Annotated in this window: 23 protein-coding genes; 4 read left to right on the forward strand and 19 right to left on the reverse strand. The window is 38.9% G+C overall.

Features of this window, described 5'->3' with window-relative positions; all coding sequences use genetic code 11:
• Positions 1-2: 2 nt before the first annotated feature.
• Positions 3-2324 carry a sensor histidine kinase gene (locus HGH90_RS30490; protein ID WP_169192696.1) on the reverse strand — a complete coding sequence of 774 codons (2322 nt, stop codon included), beginning with the start codon at positions 2322-2324 and terminating at the stop codon, positions 3-5.
• Positions 2325-2475: 151 nt separating this feature from the next.
• Positions 2476-2709 (reverse strand): helix-turn-helix transcriptional regulator, encoded by a 234-nt coding sequence (locus HGH90_RS30495; RefSeq protein ID WP_317166193.1) that lies wholly within the window; start codon positions 2707-2709, stop codon positions 2476-2478.
• Between the two features lie 437 nt (positions 2710-3146).
• Between HGH90_RS30495 and HGH90_RS30500 the strand changes: the two genes are divergently transcribed.
• The 4 genes from HGH90_RS30500 to HGH90_RS30515 all read left to right on the forward strand — a co-directional run bounded on the left by HGH90_RS30500 (position 3147) and on the right by HGH90_RS30515 (position 6324).
• On the forward strand, positions 3147-3968 hold the full coding sequence (locus HGH90_RS30500) for an RNA polymerase sigma factor (RefSeq protein WP_169192697.1): 822 nt from the start codon (positions 3147-3149) through the stop codon (positions 3966-3968).
• On the forward strand, positions 3937-5034 hold the full coding sequence (locus HGH90_RS30505; RefSeq protein ID WP_169192698.1) for a hypothetical protein: 1098 nt from the start codon (positions 3937-3939) through the stop codon (positions 5032-5034). The genes HGH90_RS30500 and HGH90_RS30505 overlap by 32 nt, the downstream gene beginning before the upstream one ends.
• Before the next feature lie 207 nt (positions 5035-5241).
• Positions 5242-5541 (forward strand): hypothetical protein, encoded by a 300-nt coding sequence (locus HGH90_RS30510; RefSeq protein WP_169192699.1) that lies wholly within the window; start codon positions 5242-5244, stop codon positions 5539-5541.
• A gap of 78 nt (positions 5542-5619) precedes the next feature.
• The gene (locus HGH90_RS30515; protein WP_169192700.1) at positions 5620-6324 is read left to right on the forward strand and encodes a metallophosphoesterase; all 705 of its coding nucleotides are present in this window, start codon (positions 5620-5622) and stop codon (positions 6322-6324) included.
• A gap of 238 nt (positions 6325-6562) precedes the next feature.
• Here the strand turns inward: HGH90_RS30515 and HGH90_RS30520 are convergent, their stop codons facing one another.
• The 17 genes from HGH90_RS30520 to mnmE all read right to left on the reverse strand — a co-directional run bounded on the left by HGH90_RS30520 (position 6563) and on the right by mnmE (position 20102).
• A complete protein-coding gene (locus HGH90_RS30520) occupies positions 6563-7138 on the reverse strand; it encodes a hypothetical protein (RefSeq protein ID WP_169192701.1) in 576 nt (191 codons plus the stop codon).
• A 20-nt stretch (positions 7139-7158) separates the two neighbouring features.
• Positions 7159-8181 carry a relaxase/mobilization nuclease domain-containing protein gene (locus HGH90_RS30525; RefSeq protein ID WP_169192702.1) on the reverse strand — a complete coding sequence of 341 codons (1023 nt, stop codon included), beginning with the start codon at positions 8179-8181 and terminating at the stop codon, positions 7159-7161.
• Entirely contained in the window at positions 8178-8558 is a 381-nt protein-coding gene (locus HGH90_RS30530) for a plasmid mobilization protein (protein WP_169192703.1), read from the reverse strand. The genes HGH90_RS30525 and HGH90_RS30530 overlap by 4 nt, the downstream gene beginning before the upstream one ends.
• 165 nt (positions 8559-8723) lie before the next feature.
• The gene (locus HGH90_RS30535; protein ID WP_169192704.1) at positions 8724-9122 is read right to left on the reverse strand and encodes a hypothetical protein; all 399 of its coding nucleotides are present in this window, start codon (positions 9120-9122) and stop codon (positions 8724-8726) included.
• A gap of 86 nt (positions 9123-9208) precedes the next feature.
• Positions 9209-10144 (reverse strand): CHC2 zinc finger domain-containing protein, encoded by a 936-nt coding sequence (locus HGH90_RS30540; protein ID WP_169192705.1) that lies wholly within the window; start codon positions 10142-10144, stop codon positions 9209-9211.
• A gap of 26 nt (positions 10145-10170) precedes the next feature.
• On the reverse strand, positions 10171-10476 hold the full coding sequence (locus HGH90_RS30545) for a hypothetical protein (protein WP_169192706.1): 306 nt from the start codon (positions 10474-10476) through the stop codon (positions 10171-10173).
• Positions 10477-10586: 110 nt separating this feature from the next.
• Entirely contained in the window at positions 10587-11336 is a 750-nt protein-coding gene (locus tag HGH90_RS30550; protein ID WP_169192707.1) for a hypothetical protein, read from the reverse strand.
• Between the two features lie 370 nt (positions 11337-11706).
• On the reverse strand, positions 11707-12927 hold the full coding sequence (locus tag HGH90_RS30555) for an IS256 family transposase (RefSeq protein WP_169192708.1): 1221 nt from the start codon (positions 12925-12927) through the stop codon (positions 11707-11709).
• A gap of 128 nt (positions 12928-13055) precedes the next feature.
• On the reverse strand, positions 13056-13571 hold the full coding sequence (locus HGH90_RS30560; protein WP_169192709.1) for a hypothetical protein: 516 nt from the start codon (positions 13569-13571) through the stop codon (positions 13056-13058).
• 101 nt (positions 13572-13672) lie between these two features.
• Positions 13673-13999 (reverse strand): STAS-like domain-containing protein, encoded by a 327-nt coding sequence (locus tag HGH90_RS30565; protein WP_169192710.1) that lies wholly within the window; start codon positions 13997-13999, stop codon positions 13673-13675.
• An 87-nt stretch (positions 14000-14086) separates the two neighbouring features.
• Positions 14087-14929 carry a hypothetical protein gene (locus tag HGH90_RS30570; RefSeq protein WP_169192711.1) on the reverse strand — a complete coding sequence of 281 codons (843 nt, stop codon included), beginning with the start codon at positions 14927-14929 and terminating at the stop codon, positions 14087-14089.
• Positions 14930-15089: 160 nt separating this feature from the next.
• Positions 15090-15488 (reverse strand): DUF4259 domain-containing protein, encoded by a 399-nt coding sequence (locus tag HGH90_RS30575; RefSeq protein ID WP_169192712.1) that lies wholly within the window; start codon positions 15486-15488, stop codon positions 15090-15092.
• 35 nt (positions 15489-15523) lie between these two features.
• Positions 15524-16177: a hypothetical protein gene (locus HGH90_RS30580; protein WP_169192713.1), complete on the reverse strand. Its 654-nt coding sequence runs from the start codon at positions 16175-16177 to the stop codon at positions 15524-15526.
• Positions 16178-16567: 390 nt separating this feature from the next.
• On the reverse strand, positions 16568-16879 hold the full coding sequence (locus tag HGH90_RS30585) for a helix-turn-helix domain-containing protein (RefSeq protein ID WP_169192714.1): 312 nt from the start codon (positions 16877-16879) through the stop codon (positions 16568-16570).
• A 35-nt stretch (positions 16880-16914) separates the two neighbouring features.
• A complete protein-coding gene (locus HGH90_RS30590; RefSeq protein ID WP_169192715.1) occupies positions 16915-18042 on the reverse strand; it encodes a tyrosine-type recombinase/integrase in 1128 nt (375 codons plus the stop codon).
• On the reverse strand, positions 18039-18446 hold the full coding sequence (locus tag HGH90_RS30595) for a helix-turn-helix domain-containing protein (RefSeq protein ID WP_169192716.1): 408 nt from the start codon (positions 18444-18446) through the stop codon (positions 18039-18041). Before HGH90_RS30595 ends, HGH90_RS30590 begins: the two co-directional genes overlap by 4 nt.
• A 273-nt stretch (positions 18447-18719) precedes the next feature.
• Entirely contained in the window at positions 18720-20102 is a 1383-nt protein-coding gene (mnmE, locus tag HGH90_RS30600) for a tRNA uridine-5-carboxymethylaminomethyl(34) synthesis GTPase MnmE (RefSeq protein WP_168766162.1), read from the reverse strand.
• Between the last annotated feature and the right edge of the window lie 8 nt (positions 20103-20110).

Here is a 20110-nt window from a genome sequence, read left to right on the forward strand (position 1 = left end):
GCTCATTTTATCAATTCTTTATTTTCAGGAATTTCTACCCTCAGGCAGGTATTAAATCCGGCCTCTGGTTCAGTTACGAAAATATCTCCTCCATAACTTTCAACAATATCTTTTACAATTTTTAGCCCTAATCCAGTTCCAGTCATAAATTCTATTTCAGTAGAATTATGCCCTGATGCAGAAGCAGTCGTATAAAATGCATTAAAAATTCTTTCTTCATTTCCTTTAGGGATACCGTCGCCGTTATCCGAAAACTCCAGAAAAATCTTACCCTGATATCTGCCAGCTTTTATAAATAATTTACCAGGCTTCCCATTTCGTCTAATGGCCTTTTTAGAATTGGTGTAAAAGTTAAAAAGTATAGAGGCCCATTCCGATGGATGCATGGCAACAGTATAAAGGTCATAGCCTTCATACAACGGCTTTTCCAAAACAATACCAGCCCTGTTTAAATCATTACTAACGACACTTCTAAAGTCATTTACCGCATCTCGAATTTCTATTGGCTCCAATTCACGAAATACATTCCTTGAAATTGCTTTATCAAAATAGGATGAATAAGCAGTAAATGATTTGATATTGGTTTCCAGCCTTTCTACTCTATATAGAGCTTCTGAAAATTCTTTAACTACTCTTTTCAGATAGGAAATATCCGTATTAAATCCTGGTAAGAATCTCTTTACCTCATGTACAAATTCTCCAATTACTAATCCTAAACCGGCCAAAATACGAAGCATATTAATTTCTTCAATTAATATATCCTTTTCCTGTTTTTCAATTTCCCGATTTTCAATTAACTCCTCGAACGCTGAATTAAATTTATTCTCATTTTCAACCACTATACCATCTTTGTTATCTTTAGTATTAGTTGATATTGGTTTTTCATTGAAAATCTCCTTTATTCTTACAAGCGCCCTGTCTACTTTTTCACTGGGAGTCAAATCATCACTTTTTTTCCAATCCTTTTGTGAAGCAATTCCCTTTCTATGGCGAAGTTCCGCGACTTTTAAGACGGCACTAGTAATTGATCTATATACAAAATCAACCAATTCCTGGAATGCTTCGTTTTCATCAACACCTTCTCTACTTGATGTTTCATCAAATAAGTTAGCTGTTTCACCATCAACTTCAACAAAACCAAAAAAGCTTATATTTTGATGAGGAACGATGTACGTGCGTCTTCTAGTTGATTCGTCTAATTTAATCCAATCATTTCCGTTTTCTCCATACGGTAAAACCCTAAAGCCGTTCCGATAAAGTCTTATTCCTCCCCTATCATTTGCGACGCTTTTAATAAAGGTCATGATCTGCGGGGGAATTAATGAATTATCATATATAAAGTAATATGCCTTGAAACGCACATCTTTAATAAATTTGTATTGAGATTTAGAATTTTCCTTCTCCTTCCCAATTGGGAACCCTTTTCTCTGGAAACTCAATTTTTCACTTTTCAAATACCATTTTCCTTCTCCCTGGTGATTAACATGACCTTCAATTTCTGCCAATGCATGGGAAAGGAATGCCTGTTGTTCATCAGCAATTTTAATTAGTCCACTCTTTTCCCTCCTGAAATAGACACTTTTAAATCCAGGATCAACAGAGTTGCTTTTCCCATCTTTTGTTCTCTTGCTTAATGGAAACGGTTGCAATAACTCAGAAGTATACCGATAAACCCTTTTTATCATCGAATCGGACCATAAATCGCGCAACCCCTCAATTATCAAATCTGTACCTTCATCCTTTATTTTATCAACTAGAGTAATAGAATTTGAAATTGAAAATAAATCTGAATCGGTTTCAAATTGATTCCAATTAATTGATAATTTTAACGCTTTTTCAGAATCAGAAGTCTGCGTCACAATTGTAAGTCTTTCACCTAACCTTTGGGTTGCAAATCGGCCAATACCCTTCCTTCCAGCTCTTATTCTATCAAATTTGGGGGATTGAGGATTATGTATTTTATCTGTTGCAGATATCCGCATAAATCCATTAATCAACTGATATCTTGTCATACCTATCCCATCATCTTCAATATGCAATGAGCCTCCGGCTTCGAAAGTATTCTCAAATATTAGCTTAACTTCAGTGGCATCGGCATCATAAGCATTTTTTACCAGCTCAGATACCGCAGTTTCTTGTCGCCCGACAAGCTCTTTACCTAGTCTATTTATTATTCCTGCATCCACCGAAAACCTAATATTGGTTTCGTCATAATTAGCTATTTGATTTGATAGCTGCAGAATAATGTTACTATCAGAATTCGTTTTCTGAATTTCAGCAGTAAGTTGCTTTTTTAGGTCAGCAAGTTTCTTTGAACTATTCAATATTTAAAATATTTAAAGGGAATATAACAAATTCCCTATTTTAAATAAAAGGAATTACAATAGGATGTTATAAGGTTTGATTTATCATTTCAGGGTCAATACTTTATGCCTTGAAGCATATATATTATTCACAATGCTAAAATATAAAAATCTATGCTTTAGTCGATATCAATAAATCACGTACATCTACATCCAAAACTAGCGCGATGTCAAATAACGTATCAAGGGTAGGTTGTTGATCATTTGTACACCACTTGGATATTGTTGTCTTGTTCTTTCCTAACTTTTCAGCGAGCCAGATATTGGTTTTCCCTTTGTCTGCAAGGACACTCTTAATTCTATTAAGCACTCTTTTTTCAACCATTTTATTAGCGAAATTCAACATTGAAATGGCAATATATGAAACTACTATAAGCTCATTTTAAATCAAAAATGTCACAAAACAGAACTAAAATTGCATTTAAATGAATTAAATTTCCGAAATACAGAATTTTTATTTATTTTTAACCCTAATATGAACTTTTTAAGTATGAAAGTTAATCTTAGAAATAACTAATTCTATAATATAATTTATAAAGCGTATTTGCTTTATTCTCGTGCTGAAAACTGCGACCTTTCACGAACCCGAGAAAATAAGGTAAATCGCTCACGTTTTCCTTTATATCTTTAAAGGTAAAGGCGTGGGCGTTCTTATTGGGGTTCAGGGTGTCGCAGCCCTTCAGCACCATAGGGACTACCCCACGCCTCTTTTTCTAAATATAGTGGTAGCAGTCCTATTTACGGCTTTATTAATATTTCATGTATTACCGTAATCTGCGTACCATGAATTTATACATTACCAGTAACACGCATCAAAACAGCTATTTCTTTCAATTATTCCAACGAGGTGACGAGACGGGGCTTAATTATATTTATAACAATCTTTACAAAGGAGTCTTCTATTATGCCAGGCGCATAATTGAGGACTCATTTGTCATAAACTCCATCCTCCAGGAAGCCTTCCTCCGGGCCTGGGATTTCAGAACCCGAATGACCTCCATGCTGCATCTTTTCCGGTTCATCCGCCTATGTGTCCGGTGGGGATGCTACGAATACCTCCGAAAGAAGGTTAGTAAATTCCATCGCGGCTTTATGCATCTCGAATTTCTTGAGAATAGCCATTACGCATCCTTTAACCCAGAGGAAGAAGCAGAATGTACCCATCTGTCAGAGAAAAATCTTGAACGCCTGGAAAGAATAGAAAAGGCCATTCCATATTTACCGGCCAACAGACAAACCATTATAAGGCTTTATATGCTCTATGGCCTTAACTATAAAGAAATAGCCAGACGGTTTGCCGCTCCATACCAGCATATCACAACAGAAATTCAGGAAAGCATTGAATCCCTAAAATCAATGCTGCTGGCACCTCCGCAAAAGCAAACCACCGTTAGAAAGAACCATCAAGATAACTACACAGCACATTTAACACCAGACCAGGCCCAGATATATAAGTTACGGCATCAGGGCAAATACAGCTTTGACAGGATTTCTCGGGAAACGAACAGGCCATTAGCCGATGTAGTTAATCAGTACATTTTAGCCAATCAAACCTTACAAAAGATTCGCAAACATGGAAACAAGAAAAATCACTCTTACGCGTAGAATCCAGTTACTTATCAACAGTGGTGACGACCAAGTAAGACATGCAACCTGGGAGACGCTGTGGCAATGGCAACATTTCTGTTTTCGGGCGGCCAATCAAATATCTACCCATCACTTTATTCAGGACCAGATAAAGGAACTGTTCTATCTGAAAGATGATACAAAGGTTAAGTTGACTGACGTTCACAAAGATCCGGATGGGATATTAACCACCTCTAAAACCAATACCACCTATCAGTTCCTCAGCAAACGATATAAACAGGAAATACCAATGGCAATACTCTCGTCTCTTAATAAGACCCTTGTATCCACCTACAACAGGGAAAAAGAAGCATACTGGAAAGGAGATAGGTCACTGAGGAACTATAGGCGTAATATCCCGATACCCATACCGGCTGGAGCTTTAACCAAAATCCGGCCCATTGACCAAAGTAGAAACTATACTTTCTCTCTCTATGGGCTTCATTTTAGAACCTATTTCGGAAAGGTTCTGGATGACAAGTATTGTATGTGGAAGAAAGCTATAGATGGTGCTTATAAGCTTTGTAATAGCTCATTGCAATTAGATGATAGTAAGATTTATCTTCTGGCGGTTTTCCAATTTGATAAGCAGGTGGACAATCTAAACCCTGAGGTGATAGCGGAAGCTTCACTTTCCATAGAAATCCCAGTGGTCGTAAAAATCAACAGCTACCAATATCGAATAGGCACAAAAGAAGATTTTCTTTATCGCAGGCTGGCTATCCAAGAAGCTATCAGACGCTGTCAGAAATCATCAAGCTTTAACAGGACTAAAAACGGTAAGACACGGATGCGCCAAAAGGTAAATAGCTTCTGCGATGCGGAAAAAAGGTATGTCAACTATAAACTACATGTTTATAGCAAACGACTGATAGACCTTTGTATTAAGCATCAAGCGGCAACACTTATTCTGGTGGGCCAACATGAAACAGAAGACCTGGCAAAAGAAGAAAAATTTGTTATGCGAAACTGGAATTATAGCGGACTACGGCAAAAAATAGCCTACAAGGCCTACAAAGCTGGGATTAACTTAATTGTAGAATAATTCTTCTGGCTAGTAAAATATTTGAGGGTGCTTGTACACCCGTAGAGTGAGGCTTCATGTGCACTCACTAAATATCTTCCCTTTATGGTATCCATATAAGGGGTATATACAATTACAGGGTACATGGCTCATCATGCAACCGTACCAGAAACATTGAAGGCTATATACGATTAAGGTTCTTTATTATTCACCTAACCTCCAACAATTATGAAAAATTATAACCCAATAGTCAACTCTTCTGAAATAGAAGATGACTACAGCCAACGGCCATTCCGGCTTAACAAACAAGAAATCAATAACCCACAATTGGTAATTACTGATTTCTGGAAAAGATATTCCCTTCAAAGCTTTAGAAAACATCTATGGAATGGATTTATTAAAAATCTGCTTATGGGCAATATTGATCCATTAGGAACAGCAGAACTATACATAGACATGGAAAGAATGATTGAAGTTACTTACTTGCTTAGAAATCAGGTTACTGATAATACACCAGAAAACAAATAACTTCCAGGACTAGACATATCCAGGATTATAAATAATTACTTTAGCAACATATTAACTTTCATCTAATACAATATCAGGATGGTAATCATTGGTGATCTTCATGGAGGTTATCCGGAAATACTTTACAAGATCAAAAAATTCGGACTGGAGAAAACCGCCTTTATACAGGTTGGCGACTGGGGGCTTGGCTTTCAGCATAAGGAGCTTGATATAAAAGTATTGTCTCAAATTGATAAATTTCTTAGGGAGAAAGAAAATCATCTGTACATATTGAGAGGCAATCATGATAATAAATGGTTCTGGGATCATTGGGATACCTTCAATCTTCGAAACGTCAAACTAGTACAGGATTATGAAGTACTGGAGATAGAAAATCAACGGGTCTTTTTTATTGGTGGTGGCATATCCATTGATCGTCTAAGCAGAACGCCCGGTAACGACTACTGGCCGGACGAAGAAATCCAGTTTGATGAGGCTTTGCTAAAATCAGCATGCGCTCAAGGCATTGACATCGCTATTTCGCACATAGCTCCCAAAGAAACATGGCCTTATACCTTTGATCCCATCGTCCTTAATTTTATTGTTAAGGAGATGGCCGCTGGCAAAGACCTGGCTACTGACCTGGAAAACGAACGACAGATAATGAGCCAGATCTACTCATATCTTAAAGCTGCCGGATGCAGGGAATGGTATTATGGCCATTATCATGAATCCCACATGGAAGAAAGAGATGGATTAATTTTCAGATGCGTAGCAATCCAGGAAATGTATGACACAAAATAATCTAACACAGATATATTGGTTGGAAGGCTTCAGGGGAGTTGCCCACGGCAAACATGTTATTTCTATTGAGGACCTACCGGAATTTCTTAAAAAATGTAATGATACCGGGCTGCAGGTAGTTGGTTTAAAAATCTGCAACCCGGTTCTACATCTGGAATGTATTCTTCACGCTAATGAAAGCTATATTCAGCAATTTGGTAAGACTGCACAGGAAACCTGGTATTTCAGACCGTAACTACTACCGGTTCCTCTCATCAGCTTTCTTCCTCAACTCCCTGGCAGACTGTTCTTGTTCAGTAGCCAGTCGCAGCATCTCAAGCCGGTCTTTTTTCAATTGCTCCTGTCGTAGTACACTATCCCGCAGGGCGGGAGTCCGATAATATAGACTGTCGGTAGTGGTTAATAATTGCTGAATTGATCTATTATCCTGTAGTTTCAGGAAGCGGTATTTTGTGTCTGCTTCTTTATACTGTTTTAGGTTATCAGCCGCATTATACCACCCCATACTCAGGACTGCAACAACTATTACCAGAACTATCACTATAAAAATAACCTTTGACAAATGATGATGATGTATTAGGTTCTCTGTCCGGGGTGTTTTCATTATCCGGATGTTCTGAGATAAGGCAGCAGTTAACGCTACTACTTCTTCTTTAGGTAGCGAAAGCTGAGTGAAAGTATCATGCATCCCCTTCCAGATCTCGGCAATCTTACCTGAGTTATCAGGAATAGCCTTTACCTTTTCATCCAGATCCTGCAATAACTTTTCCTGTTCATCTACTTTGGATGCTAGTGTCTCTATAATCTGATTCATGATTTGTTACTTTTAAGATTTCAATGAGATTGTCTTTTCCTCTTTCTTTTCTGCTCCCGATCATATGCTTCCTGGGTTAATTCATATGGAATAGTATTGCCGGTCATTTCAGGTTGTAATAACCATTCAATAAGATTTGCTAAATTTTGAATCCCTGGCACGGGGGAAGAACCGCTATTATATTGGGGCCGGTCATTATCGGTATAGTGATTTTTTTTCCCAGATTGTTTTCGGGAAAGTGATTCAAAATTCCTTTGCTCATGTTGCTTATGCGCCAGCTCTTTTTTCAGAGATAGAATCCTCTCGATTTTTGAAAGGGGGAACCCAACATCGCTTCCTTTAATCTTTACTTTTTTTCCGTCAATAAATGAAATCCCTCTGCCTTTAATTACGGTATAACCCAATGAGTGCATAGCTTTTTCAAAGGCTGGGTAATCATTCACCTTCCTCAAAGTATTCCGGATGTGATCTTTCAGGTTTGTCCTTCTTTGATCCTGTCGGGGAATTAATTGCTGGTCTTTCGATAAAAAAGCCTTCGGACTCAATACTTGCGTCAACCCTAGTTTCTCTTCCTGCTTTCGGCAAAAAGCTGCCATTCGCCTATAGCTGTTGCTATCACTTGCAGCTTTGCCGTCATATCCTACTCTATTCGCTACTATATGAAAATGCTGCTCACGGGTATCTTTATGAAAAACCATCAGGTACTGGTGATCTGCAACATTAAATTCCTTTACCAATGCTTCCCCCAGCTCAATCAGCTGATCTTTGGTCAGATGGTCACCTTCAGCCAATCTGATAGAAAGATGAAATGCAGCCTTTTCTACTCTTTTACTCAGGCGGGCTACATCCCTAAACTGTTCTGCCATCTCATACTTATCTCCGAAACAATCATTAAAAGCTAGTATTTCTGCTCTATCCTTGTGCTGAACACCATCTCTTAAAGACCTTTCTCTTTTCTCCTCTTCGGACAAATCTTTTTTATCTTCCAGGACATAACTGATAAGATGATAAAAAGAACTTCCGGTAATTACTGTGCCGATCACCTGAGATAATTTTTAATCTCCACTGCAATTCCCTTTAGCACCGGCACCAGGTGTTGAAGGTCTACCCGCTCCAACATTGATAAGTCTTCATCCTTATTACGCTTTTTGGCGACCTGGTTGATGTTGGCGGCTATATGGTTAAGTGTTCCGGATAGCGCCAATACTTCGGCGGGGAATACTTTAACCTGCTGATCAACCTTCCCATTTACTGACATCTGCCTGATATACTCTGATATATTAAGGTTTAATTCCTTTGCCTTTTGGGCAATGACCAACTTTTCAAAAGCTGAACATTTGAAGGACAGGATAATATTTTTCCTGACTTCTTTTGAAGGACGCCCTCCTTTACTCCCCTGCTTCTTATCATTCTGCGTCATGATTCAGTTCATTTTATTTCATTGAATCCGCCTGTCAGCGGATGAAAAAGCCTACCCACAAATGCGATAGCATGTGGTGGGTCAGAGGTTTTGGTATTACCAAAACATAGCTGGCTATACCGAACCTCAAGACCCATATGCTCCCGCCCGCATGGTTTTCCTATGCTATAATTTGTCGTCTGATTTGGGAGAAGCAATCTTTTTACCTTCCCCTTCAGGTCCGTTTTTCTTGGGTCCGGGCTTAGTTAATTTGTTTTGAGGCGGTAACTCCATCTCAAAAATCATGGGGTTATCTATACCGTATTTATAGATATTCTTTTTCAAGTCCATCCAAAGTTGAATGTTATAATCCGCCAGTTCTATCAGTTCATCACGGGTTAACCTGAACGGATTATGCACAGATGCGGGGGAATTACTTTCCGAAACCCCATCGTTGCAGGCAAGTATATTCGGACGATACCCTTCGCCAAGCTCTAATGATTTCCCGATAGCCATGCTGTTTCCAAATAACTTAATCTGCTTACCAGAACTTAATTGCAGTGTTTTTCTTCTGAAGTCTGCCATAATTTGAGATTTTTAATAATTGAATAATTACTCCTGAGAGGGGTGGGTTACGGTGAAAAGAAAAGGATCATCACCTTTTTCTGATGTTAACCTGGGCGTAGCTTTTTGAGGTTGTCTTGTGGGCGTTTGTTGGTTTCCGCAGGGTTAGAATGGATGAGAAATTGATTCAGGTCCTTGTAGTTCCCATATGTATAACTACAATCGCGGTATTTCTTATCCAGGGCTAACGCCTGATGTGTTTGAGCAATACCCGCCTTATCTCTATCCAAATACAGATGAATAGTTTGATGCCCCTCCATTAATTCCCGGCTCTTTTTAAAGAAGGATAAAGAATTTAGTACCAGGTAATTAGTCACTGGAAGATTGTTCCCTTGATGGTTTGTTAAGAAAGATAGAAAACTGAAGAAGCCTTCATATACGGATACTTCAGATGCACCGTTATCAATAAACGTAGTTGCCTTGGGGCTGGAACTCCCCTTGAAATAAGGATTGCGCAATTCATACCCACCCGCATCATTTTTAAACCCGATGGCGTAATAATCCTTTCCATAAAGGGAGTACCTAACTTCCCGGCAAAACTGCCGAGCAAGTTGCAGGGGAATACAGCGCAATTCCAAATAGTAGAGCAGGGCCGGTGAAGCAATCGGCGTATCCCTTATCACCCGAATCTTTTTTTCTTCACTGGAAAATTGGGGAGCTGGCTCCACTGGTGGAAGCTGAGAGATAACCTGATGCCGGTGAAAAGAAAGAAAAGATTGCAGCTTCTCCAAAACCTCAGGAATGGTACAATGATGAAACAACATTCCAAAGTCTACAATACTTCCTCCCTGACCAATTCCAAAATCATAAAATAAATTCAGTCTGCGGTTAACCTTAAAGGAGGCGGTATTCTCTTCCCGGAACGGAGATAAATACCAATAATCCTGACTTTGGATCTTCTGGGGCTGGTAACCAAGGGATGCCAGGTAGTCAACCATGTCTATCCGTTTTGCCTCCGCAATGGGGAAATCACTTGTTGCCATAAAATAGTTTGAGATGGGTTAAAGGGTTAATCTTCCCGTTCGGGTTTCTGGTTCATGGATCGAATCCGCTTAATGTCTTCCTCCAGCTCAGACAGGTAAAACACCTTCTTACGCTCACCCAGATCATGGCGGCGGATCAGGGACATTTGTACGAACTTCCGGAGTGTGGGGGCAGAAACACCTATAATTTTACAAGCCTGCCGGATGTTCAGCGGTGTTTCTGATAAACCTTTGGATAGGTTATTTTCCTGGAGGCAGGACTTAACGATACTTTCAATAAAGAGTCTTGCTTGCTCTATACTGAAACCAATAAATTGCATTTGCTCACTCATATCTCTTCACTATTGATTCAGAGCAAATATGAATGCAAAAAATGCCGGTTTAAGGCAAATACCGGAAAAAACATGCAAAATCCGGACTTTGTTTGTAGGATGGCGATTGCTTATTTTCTTTTATTGTTAGCTAACTCCTTCTTAATCAATTCAATGATGGGAGATATATCTTTCTCCTGTTGTTTACGCTTCTTGGGGTTAATCTTGCCCATACTCACCTCAGAAAAACCGGAAAATGGGGTTCCGTTTGCCTTGAATACCCGAACTTTCTTTTCAATTACCTGCCAGGAAACGATAAGTCCCTTTATATCCTTCAATACCTGAAAGATGATTTTTAGAGACTGATTATCGAAGTTATCCTTTTTGATCAGCTCTAATAGGGGGCTGTTTTCATTGCAAAATATTTTACGAAAGGTATCCACATCGTAAGGGATATGAAAGTAAGGTTGGAAGGCGGTATATAAAAAATCAACCACTTCTTTGCAAGTTGCCGGAGAGAGTTCTTCATTTAACTTCAGATAATTATAACTGCTGGCTTCCCTTTCCCGTTTTTCGGATGTGGGTACATCCAATTGTTTGGAAGAAGAGGTGCCCGGTTGTCCATTAGCATCTGTAATTTTCGCCTTCCCTGTTTTTCCTTGAAGAGTTCGTAAATAGCCGAGTAACATTGCTCTTTGTTCCTTGTCCCTCTCCACTATCCTTAAAAAGTCTGCATTCTTTTGAAAATTGGATTTTTTCAGCAAAGCCCATTTCTGTTTGTGATCCGCATCATCCAAATCATATTGATATGCCTGAGGATACTTCTTGAGCAACTTAATCAAGTATTCAAGTTTTGTATCATCATAATGTTGGTTTTTCATCTTTGTAAATATTTCAATTCGAAGAATTGATTCCTCAAAGTTGAAATACAGATACCGGCTGCACCAGTCAAAATGATTTACCAGGCTATCGAAGTTTAACGGAAACGGACATCTTATAAACGAAATACAATAGTGGTTATGCAGAGCATGGTTGGCAAGCTTATCAAAGTCAATAGTCAGACGAGAGGATTTCTTCGTCTGATCGTTGTAGGGTATTTCTCGGACGAAAGCGCTTGTTTCTCTTACTCTGACAATAAAGGGCACGTCCTTAACTTGGTCGAGGGCCATCATTGCTTATAAGTTAATGTATAAATTTACCAGTTAAATGGGCTAAAATGGGAGTGTAAAATAAACTGTGTCAACATTTAATTTACAATCGTAATTTGAGCCGCTCACCAAATATAATTGATAACTGAGACACAGTCAGGCTCCAGTTCTGGAGGGGCTGTGTCCACTTCTTTTGGATATTTTGGGTAGCCAGATAAATTAGTTTTAGCAAAGCCATATCGGAAGTAAAGGCCCCTTTGGTTTTGGTCACTTTACGCACCTGTCGGTGGAACCCTTCTATGGTATTAGTGGTGTAGATGAGTCTGCGGATAGCCTCAGAATATTGGAAGTATGTACTGAGCTTATCCCAGTTTCGGCGCCAGGAGTCTATTACAACGGGATACTTTTTGCCCCATTTGTCATCCAGCTGCTCCAACTGGGATTCCGCCTCTTCTTTGCTTACCGCTTGATAAACGGGTTTTAAATCGGCCATAAATACCTTCTGGTCCTTACTGGCTATGTACCTGATAGAATTACGGATTTGATGTACTACGCAGCTCTGTACCGCTGTAGCGGGGAATATCGTGGTAATAGCCTCCGAAAAGCCTTTTAAATTGTCAATACAGGCAATAAGTATATCAGATATACCCCGCTGTTGAAGATTGGCCAGGACGCTCAACCAGAAGTTAGCTCCCTCACTTTCCGAGACATACATGCCCAACAACTCTTTGCGTCCATCAGTGTTTATTCCAAGGATATTGTAAACACAGCGGTTAACTACTTTGCCATCTTCTTTGACTTTATAAAACATCGCATCCAGCCAAATAATGCAATACAGTGGCTCCAGGGGACGGGCCTGCCATTCTTTAACAAGGGGGATAATTTTATCAGTGATGGAAGACAATGTTGCTGCGGAAATATCGGTATCGTACATATCTTTGATATGAGCAGAGATGTCCCGTAGGCTCATCCCATGACCATACATGCCGATAATCTTGCTTTCGAGGCTCTCAGCCAGGATGGTCTCCCGCTTTTTGATAATCTGAGGCTCAAAGCTGCTTGCCCGGTCACGGGGCGTCTCCAGTTCGATAGTTCCATCAGCTGTTTTAAGCTGTTTCCGGTTTTTACCGTTCTTTCGATTTCCGTTTGCCCTCTCTTCATCGTCTAAATGAACTTCCATCTCACCCTCCAGGGCAGCTTCGAGAATATCTTTCAGCAGAGGCGCAAAAGCACCATCTTTACCAAACAGGGACTTACCGGAGCGCAGTTGCTCCAATGTCTTCCGTTTGAGTTCTTCGTAGTCAAATTTTCCTTTTTGTTCCATAAAAAAACTGTATTAAAGATCTTGAATTTTTAGTCTTTGACACAGTTTATTTTACAGTCTCGCTAAAATGCAAAATAACGAAGATATAATCTCTTTTTTATGTGTAATTCTCGGGATTGAGTTCTACATTAGCTTTTCTTAGCAGCCGCCTTTCTTGCATTTTCAGCGATAACATAATTAGCATTCTCTATCAGAGAATTATTATATGTTATTATTTCAACATCTTCTACAAAAAAATCGCTGTCATCTGTTACTATAATATATCCATTTTGCTTCGCTAATAAACAATAATACAAATCATTAAAGTCTAATTTGAGAGGTGGAGATTTTAGAATACTTGAGCCTAGAATCTTTGTTCCACAATCATCATTTACTAACTCATATAAATGACTAAAAGTTTCTATATCATCACACAAAGAGATATATGCTTGTTTATATTCTTTTGTAAGTCTATAAGTAGACTTATAATGGGTTTTATCTGGGGTTATTCCGTTTGTTGCGCAAAACTTATTATAAGAAACATCCCGAATAAATCTATTAATAATCTCAGACAATAACAACGCGGTTACTACTATCTTTGGAGAAGAGTGATGCTTTTTAAATTTCTCAAAAAAATCCAAGTATTTAATTTCTCTCTTTGTCAAATTGAAAGGAGGCTTTAATATCATTAGCCACAGGTTTGCATCAAAGAAATATTTCTTTGATGCAATAGTGACTTTGTCAATGCTTCTTATATTATAACTCATTAGGCAATAGCATTCTCGATCAGAGAATCATATTCTTTTGAGTTAATAGCATTTTCCTTAACTTCTTCAATTTTTTCAGCTAAATGAGGAAGGCTAGCAAAATTAATTTTCAACAAATTATCAATTTGCTTAGGGTCAAATAACAAATACATCTTACCAATTGATGCATTCAAAAACTGGGTTGAACAACGATTTATTCCCTCAAAGGAAATTTCCATTAATTGATGAGATTTGAATGCTTGTTCTAGGGCCGAGAAAACTTCTAAGCCTTCATTGTGGAATGCAGCAATTGGACTTTTTAGTATTTCAGAAACCACAATTTTCATAAACGATATTTTAAAATGCTAAATATTTTAGTATAAATATAAACATTCTTAGTGCAAAATTAGTTCCATTTGTGGAAAAAAAGAGATTTATTTTTTAAATATTAAGTTAATTGTGGTTCCCCTAAAGGGTGATGTAATGACCCTTCCTTCCTCAAATATTGTATTTGCGTATTCAGAAGACCAAAAACCATCGCCAGAGACAATTTGCATAACTCCTTTATTTTCAGCACAATACTTATACATACTTCTTATACCGAGACTTCCAGGTGTTTGATCTAAAATTAACTTACTACTATTTCCAGCTAAAGCCCAAATGATCGATTCAAGATGTGAAGTTACCTCTCCTCCTGTGGCTTTGGATACACGATTAAGAAATCCATCCCCCAAGTCTACCATGCTAAATTTCAGAATACCTATCCTGGGATAATATTGTCCCCCCACAAAAAAAGGATCTTTAGTGTTTGCATGGTGATTAGTATTACAGAAAACCTCAAGTAAATCCTCATAAATTCTCTCCTTTAAATTATTATCCAAATTATCTGGCATTCCCCTGTGAGAAAGTAGTTCATGATCAACATAGTTGCAAAATTCATCCTTTGCGTTACAATCAAATGCCATAACAGGAACTGTACTTTTACGGTCGTCTACAATCTCATTACTATCACGTAAAAATCCGTTACGAAACAGCACATTAAATTTTTCTTTTATAATTCCATATTCTGTTTCAAAAAGCAAGTTATTGCTACGTTCAAGGCTATATAGCATAGCTAAAAGCAATGCGCACATGTTACCATCGAACCATTCTATATTCGTAAAATCAATATGTATCTTTGTATTATTATATGCTAAGCAAAAATTATAGAATTTACCTAATTGATTATAACCACTATAATCTGTTGAGATTTTGTCTAATAGTTTGAAGGTTAGCATTGTCTTGAATTATTGTATTAAAACTTATCTGCTTATTCATCTAAATATAAATTATATATCTTGATTTTATTAATCATATTAAGAACATACAAGAGAAAGGCTATTATTAATTGATCTATTTCCTTTTTTGAAATAATTCAATATTCGGAAATTCCAATAATTAATTCTCCAATCGATGTTTTAAATTATTGATTTCGATTACCCACTCTTCAGCTCCCTCCCAGCATTCTTTCATTTCTGAATCGGTGGCGATCATATCAATACACTTAATTGCCAATTCTCTTAGCTCATTAGAGATTTGTTGTTGTTGTTTTAATATTTCAATTACCGGCTCCAGATTATGGGCAACCTCATGGTAATCTGCTGGTATTTTACCGTCCAGGATACATATTACCTCTGCAGCGGCCACGGCCGGCTCGTTAAAATTCGCGTTGTCAGGATTATCGATTGACGCCTGAAGTGTTTCTCTAATAAATTCAAGAGTTGGCATTCTACTTAAGTCAATAACCCAATCTCCCGCGCCATCATTTCCGAAACTTCCTTCATTCCATGTTCCCATTTTCAAAATTTTTGTTATGTAATAATAGGTTTACGCTATTTCTTCGGTTTATTAATTTTTTTGAGTCTCTCGTTCCAAATTGTAGTTATCGCACTTCCGATCCTCTCGAATTCAGCAATCGAAAATTCATCAGTTTTTGCATTATTACACCAATAGCAACAAAGAGCTATGTTATCATTCGTATACGGTAAAAAAGGATCTTTCCTATCTAATTCCATAAATTTTCCTCTTGTAAGATGGCGCTTAGTCTTGATCCAGCCATGTTCCGCCAGTTCTTTAATTTCGGATTCAAGAACCTTACAATAGGTGCAAGACCGATCAATTTCATCAGCACCATAGAATTTAATGAATTCCTCTTTTGAAAAGAAATGCTGTTCCTGAAATACCTTCTCTAATGCAGACATGTGCTGAGTATTTTTGTCATACCAATTCTTATACAATTTGTCCAGCTCCCCAATTTTAATATGGGGATAATTCGGTACAGGAAAAGAGGAAACCATCTGGTGACAACGTGCGTATAAATCGTATAATTCCTTCCGAACAGAAAGCTTAATCAGTTCATCAATGTTGGGTTCTGGAATAGCCGGACTCTCAATGAAAAAATGAAATAAGCGAATATTAACAAAACTCTCAAAGGCCCGTTTTCGTATTTCACTATATTTCCTTTGGGCAATATTTGTTTGGGGCATGCTATTGCTTTATGAGTAATAGAATTAGCAAGTTGTTGCATTTTTAACAACAACTCAATTTGAATTAAAAACGTTCTCCGTTACATAGCTCTTGCATTTAAGATGACGACAAACACCGGAGCAATATACCCAATGTAATTTTCCCTTTTTAAATGCGATCTGGATGCAATCCAATCGTTTTACAGTATATTTTATCAAAATAATCTGTTTTACAGTAGACCAAATTCGTTTTACAGTAAGACCGAACACCAGAAACGTAAACAAACATAAAAATTCGGGAATTCCGAATTTCTTAGCATCAATAAGACTTTCTTCCTCCCATCAACCAGACTTTTGAACTATTTCCAAAATGGAAATAGTTAACCATTCGGAAATTCCGAACAGTTCAAACTAACTCTTAAAAACCTTCTGTTGCATATACCTGGTAACATATTCATCCACCGAACAATCCGAACCATTCTCCAATCCCTTCACCCAATCCAGTATCTCCGACTTCTTAAACTTCAATAGCTTCCCCATTCTGAAATGTGGCATCTCCCCCTTTGCACACTTGTTATAAATAGTGTTCACATCCAACCGGAGAAAATCCGCTAGTTCCTTTACAGACATGATTTCACCGCCCCCGGCTAGCCGGGGCTTTTTCGAAACAGTTTCCAGCAATTCAATCATTAACGATTTGATTTCCCGAATATCAGATTCCATACACATTAATCGTTGTTCTATTGAAGCCATATTCATCAGTTTAAGTGATCATAAATCGCCTTGTTCGCGGCTTTGGCCCTTGTTACATCAGGCACCTGCGCATAGATTTGGGTTGTTTTTACATGTTTGTGGTTCAGCATTTTGCTGACTACATATATATCTTCTCCTTTCTCAATAAGGTCTGTAGCATATTTGTGCCGCCAGTTATGGAACTTGGCTTTATCTTTTAATCCTACGCTACTGAACCAGTCCTGCAACTTTGTACGTGTCCGGGAATAATTAAGATCAGGGAATACCAGGCCATCCCCCTCCGGTTTCTCTCCAAGAATGGTATAAGCCTGTTTACTGATGTAATGCTTAAAAGAGCGGCCCGGTTTAGGATCGACAATGTATGCATACCATGAATCCAGTGGAGTGGAGTAATGCAGATCACTCCATTTTAATATTTTAATGGCACTGAAGCGGAATCCAGTGAGCAAAGCAAAAATGGAAGACCTGAAAACAGTATCATCATCCACTGGATTTTGAATTAATAACTTCAATTCTGCATCGTCCAGTATCTGGCGGTGTGTATCTATATTGCCTATCCGTTTTACCCGGATGGTATAATCCTCCGGAAGAAACCTGTCCAGGTAAGCTTCTTTCACAATGATTGTAAATTTATCATAGTAAGAAGCGGCTGTATTCTGCGATAGCTTTGTATGTTTGGATTTCAGGGAATGTGTATTTAACAAGAATTGCTTGAACTTTTGGAGAAAGATTTCATCTATATGCCTGAATTTACAATGGTCACCCATCCATTTATGTAAGTATTTAACGGCCGTTTCATAATGAGTGGTATCAACATTCTCTCGCTGCTTTTCCCGGATGAAACTCTTTGCATAAAGAAAGAAATCAGCATCTAATGAATCTTTATTAAATAAACCATTTTCCTCCAGCATTAATGCTTTCATGCGTTTGATGTAGATCTTCTCGGCAATTTCACTATATAACTTGTTCTCCTTAACCTCCAGAGGGGTAACAGGATTAGCGTGTACATACAGGTTCAGGAACTCTCGCCTGGTGAAGCGCTTGTTATGCGGATTCCATACCGGCGGATAATAATCGATGTATAAGCTCAGCTTCCCGCCTTTCAATTTCTTCTTGCGCAACTTCCCTCTCATTTGTTCCCGAATTTGGTGATGATATAATTCATAACTGTTTGCCGGTGAAAGAAAAGACTACGGCCAATGCGGAGCCGTGGGAATTCGTTATCGTTTTTTATAAGCCGGAATAAGGTACGCTGACTTATCCGGGTGATAGCGGATAAGGCTTTAATGTCTACCAGCTCACTGGGTTCCTGTGGTGGTAATTGTATAGGAACATAAACAACATGGGAGCCTAATGCTGATTGAAGCATTTTGTCTTTGGTTTCAACATTGGAGTCTTCTACCTTTTTATTCTTTTGACGGAGTTTATAATTGCGTCTTGCGCATTCAAGTGAGCAAAACTTGGTAACCGTCTTTTGGGCAACGAATATTTCATTACAATGTTCGCAGATCTTTCTTATTCTGATATTACTGCTCATGTGGAATTATTAAAAAACAGAAATACGGGTTATAAGAGGTATGCTTATCCGGGTCGTCTACTATTTAAAAACTGTCTACTACTGTCAACTACTGCCATCATTTCTCCAAAACAGAGAATACTGTACCTCTTTCTATACTATTCGAAAGGTACACTTTTGGGGGTCCAAAACCAAAAAAATCAGGGGGAAATATAAAAAATTTGTCCGGCTACAATCGTTTACTACATTGCGTTTGGAAAGAATATGAAAATAGAGAAAAGTATAAGAAAGCCCCTACTTCCCAATACAAAACTTGCTAAAAATATAATCCAACCTATCTTCATTTGTCACTTCCCCGGTAATCTCACCCAGGTAATGCAGGCAAAGCCGGATATCCAGCGCCAGCAGATCGCCAGGTAAACCATTGTCCATGCCTGTCTTTACATCATTGAGCGACTTGTGCACCTCCAGCAACGCTGCATGGTGGCGGGCATTGGTGATGATAGTATCTTCGGTGTTAATGTCGCCGGCCATTACTTTGTGTACAAGGGCATCTTTGAGATCCTGGATGTGTGCATGATTTTTTGCGGAGATGAAAAGGATATCGGGGAATTCGGCGAATTTGGTTTTGATGGCGTCTTCTCCGGTTATGTCGGTCTTGTTACCTACGAGGAGGTAGTTGACCTGGTCATTTTCAAAACTATCAATCTGCTGACGTATATCCGTAGCAGTTAGTTCGTTCACATCGAACAGGTATACGACTACGCCGGCTTCTTTGATTTTCTCCATGGTTTTTTGTACGCCGATGCTTTCGATGGTGTCAACGCTTTCGCGTATGCCGGCTGTGTCTATGAGGCGGAAAAGGATACCGTCGATGTTGAGAACCTCTTCGATGGTGTCGCGTGTGGTGCCAGCGATGTCGCTCACGATGGCCCTATTTTCATTGAGGAGGGTATTCAGAAGGGTTGATTTACCGGCGTTGGGTTTACCGACGATTGCAGTGTTGACCCCATTCTTAATCACATTACCCATGCGGAAAGAATCGATCAGATGTTGAACGACAGCCGAGGCATTGATTACAAGCGAATACAGACCACTACGATCGGCAAATTCCACGTCTTCCTGGCTAAAGTCCAACTCAAGTTCAATAAGGGCGGAAAAGGTGATTAATTGCTCGCGGAGAGTATGTAGTTCTTTCGAGAACCCACCCCTCATTTGCTGCATGGCCGTCTGGTGAGAGGCGGCGGAATTGCTGGCAATGAGGTCGGCAACGGATTCGGCCTGGGTAAGGTCCAGCTTACCATTCAAAAAAGCCCGTTGGGTAAATTCACCTGGTTTAGCCAGGCGGGCGCCAGCTTTAATAGTGGCATCTATAATTTGTTGTTGTATATAGGGAGATCCGTGACAGGATATTTCTATCACATCTTCGCCGGTATAGGAGCGGGGACCTTTATACAGGCTAACCACTACTTCGTCTATGACATGGCCTTCGGCAACAATGCTACCGAAGTGGAGGGTATGGGTGGCCTGCTGGGTGAGGTCTTTAGCAGGAAACAAGCTATTACAGATGCGATAGGCAGCAGGGCCGCTCAATCTTATTACGGCAATAGCGCCGAGGCCTGGTGCGGTGGCTACGGCCACAATAGTATCATCAAATCCGGTTAATTTACCCAGCATACCTTATT

The organism is Chitinophaga sp. Ak27 (genome assembly GCF_012726295.1).
Taxonomy (GTDB): Bacteria; Bacteroidota; Bacteroidia; order Chitinophagales; family Chitinophagaceae; genus Chitinophaga.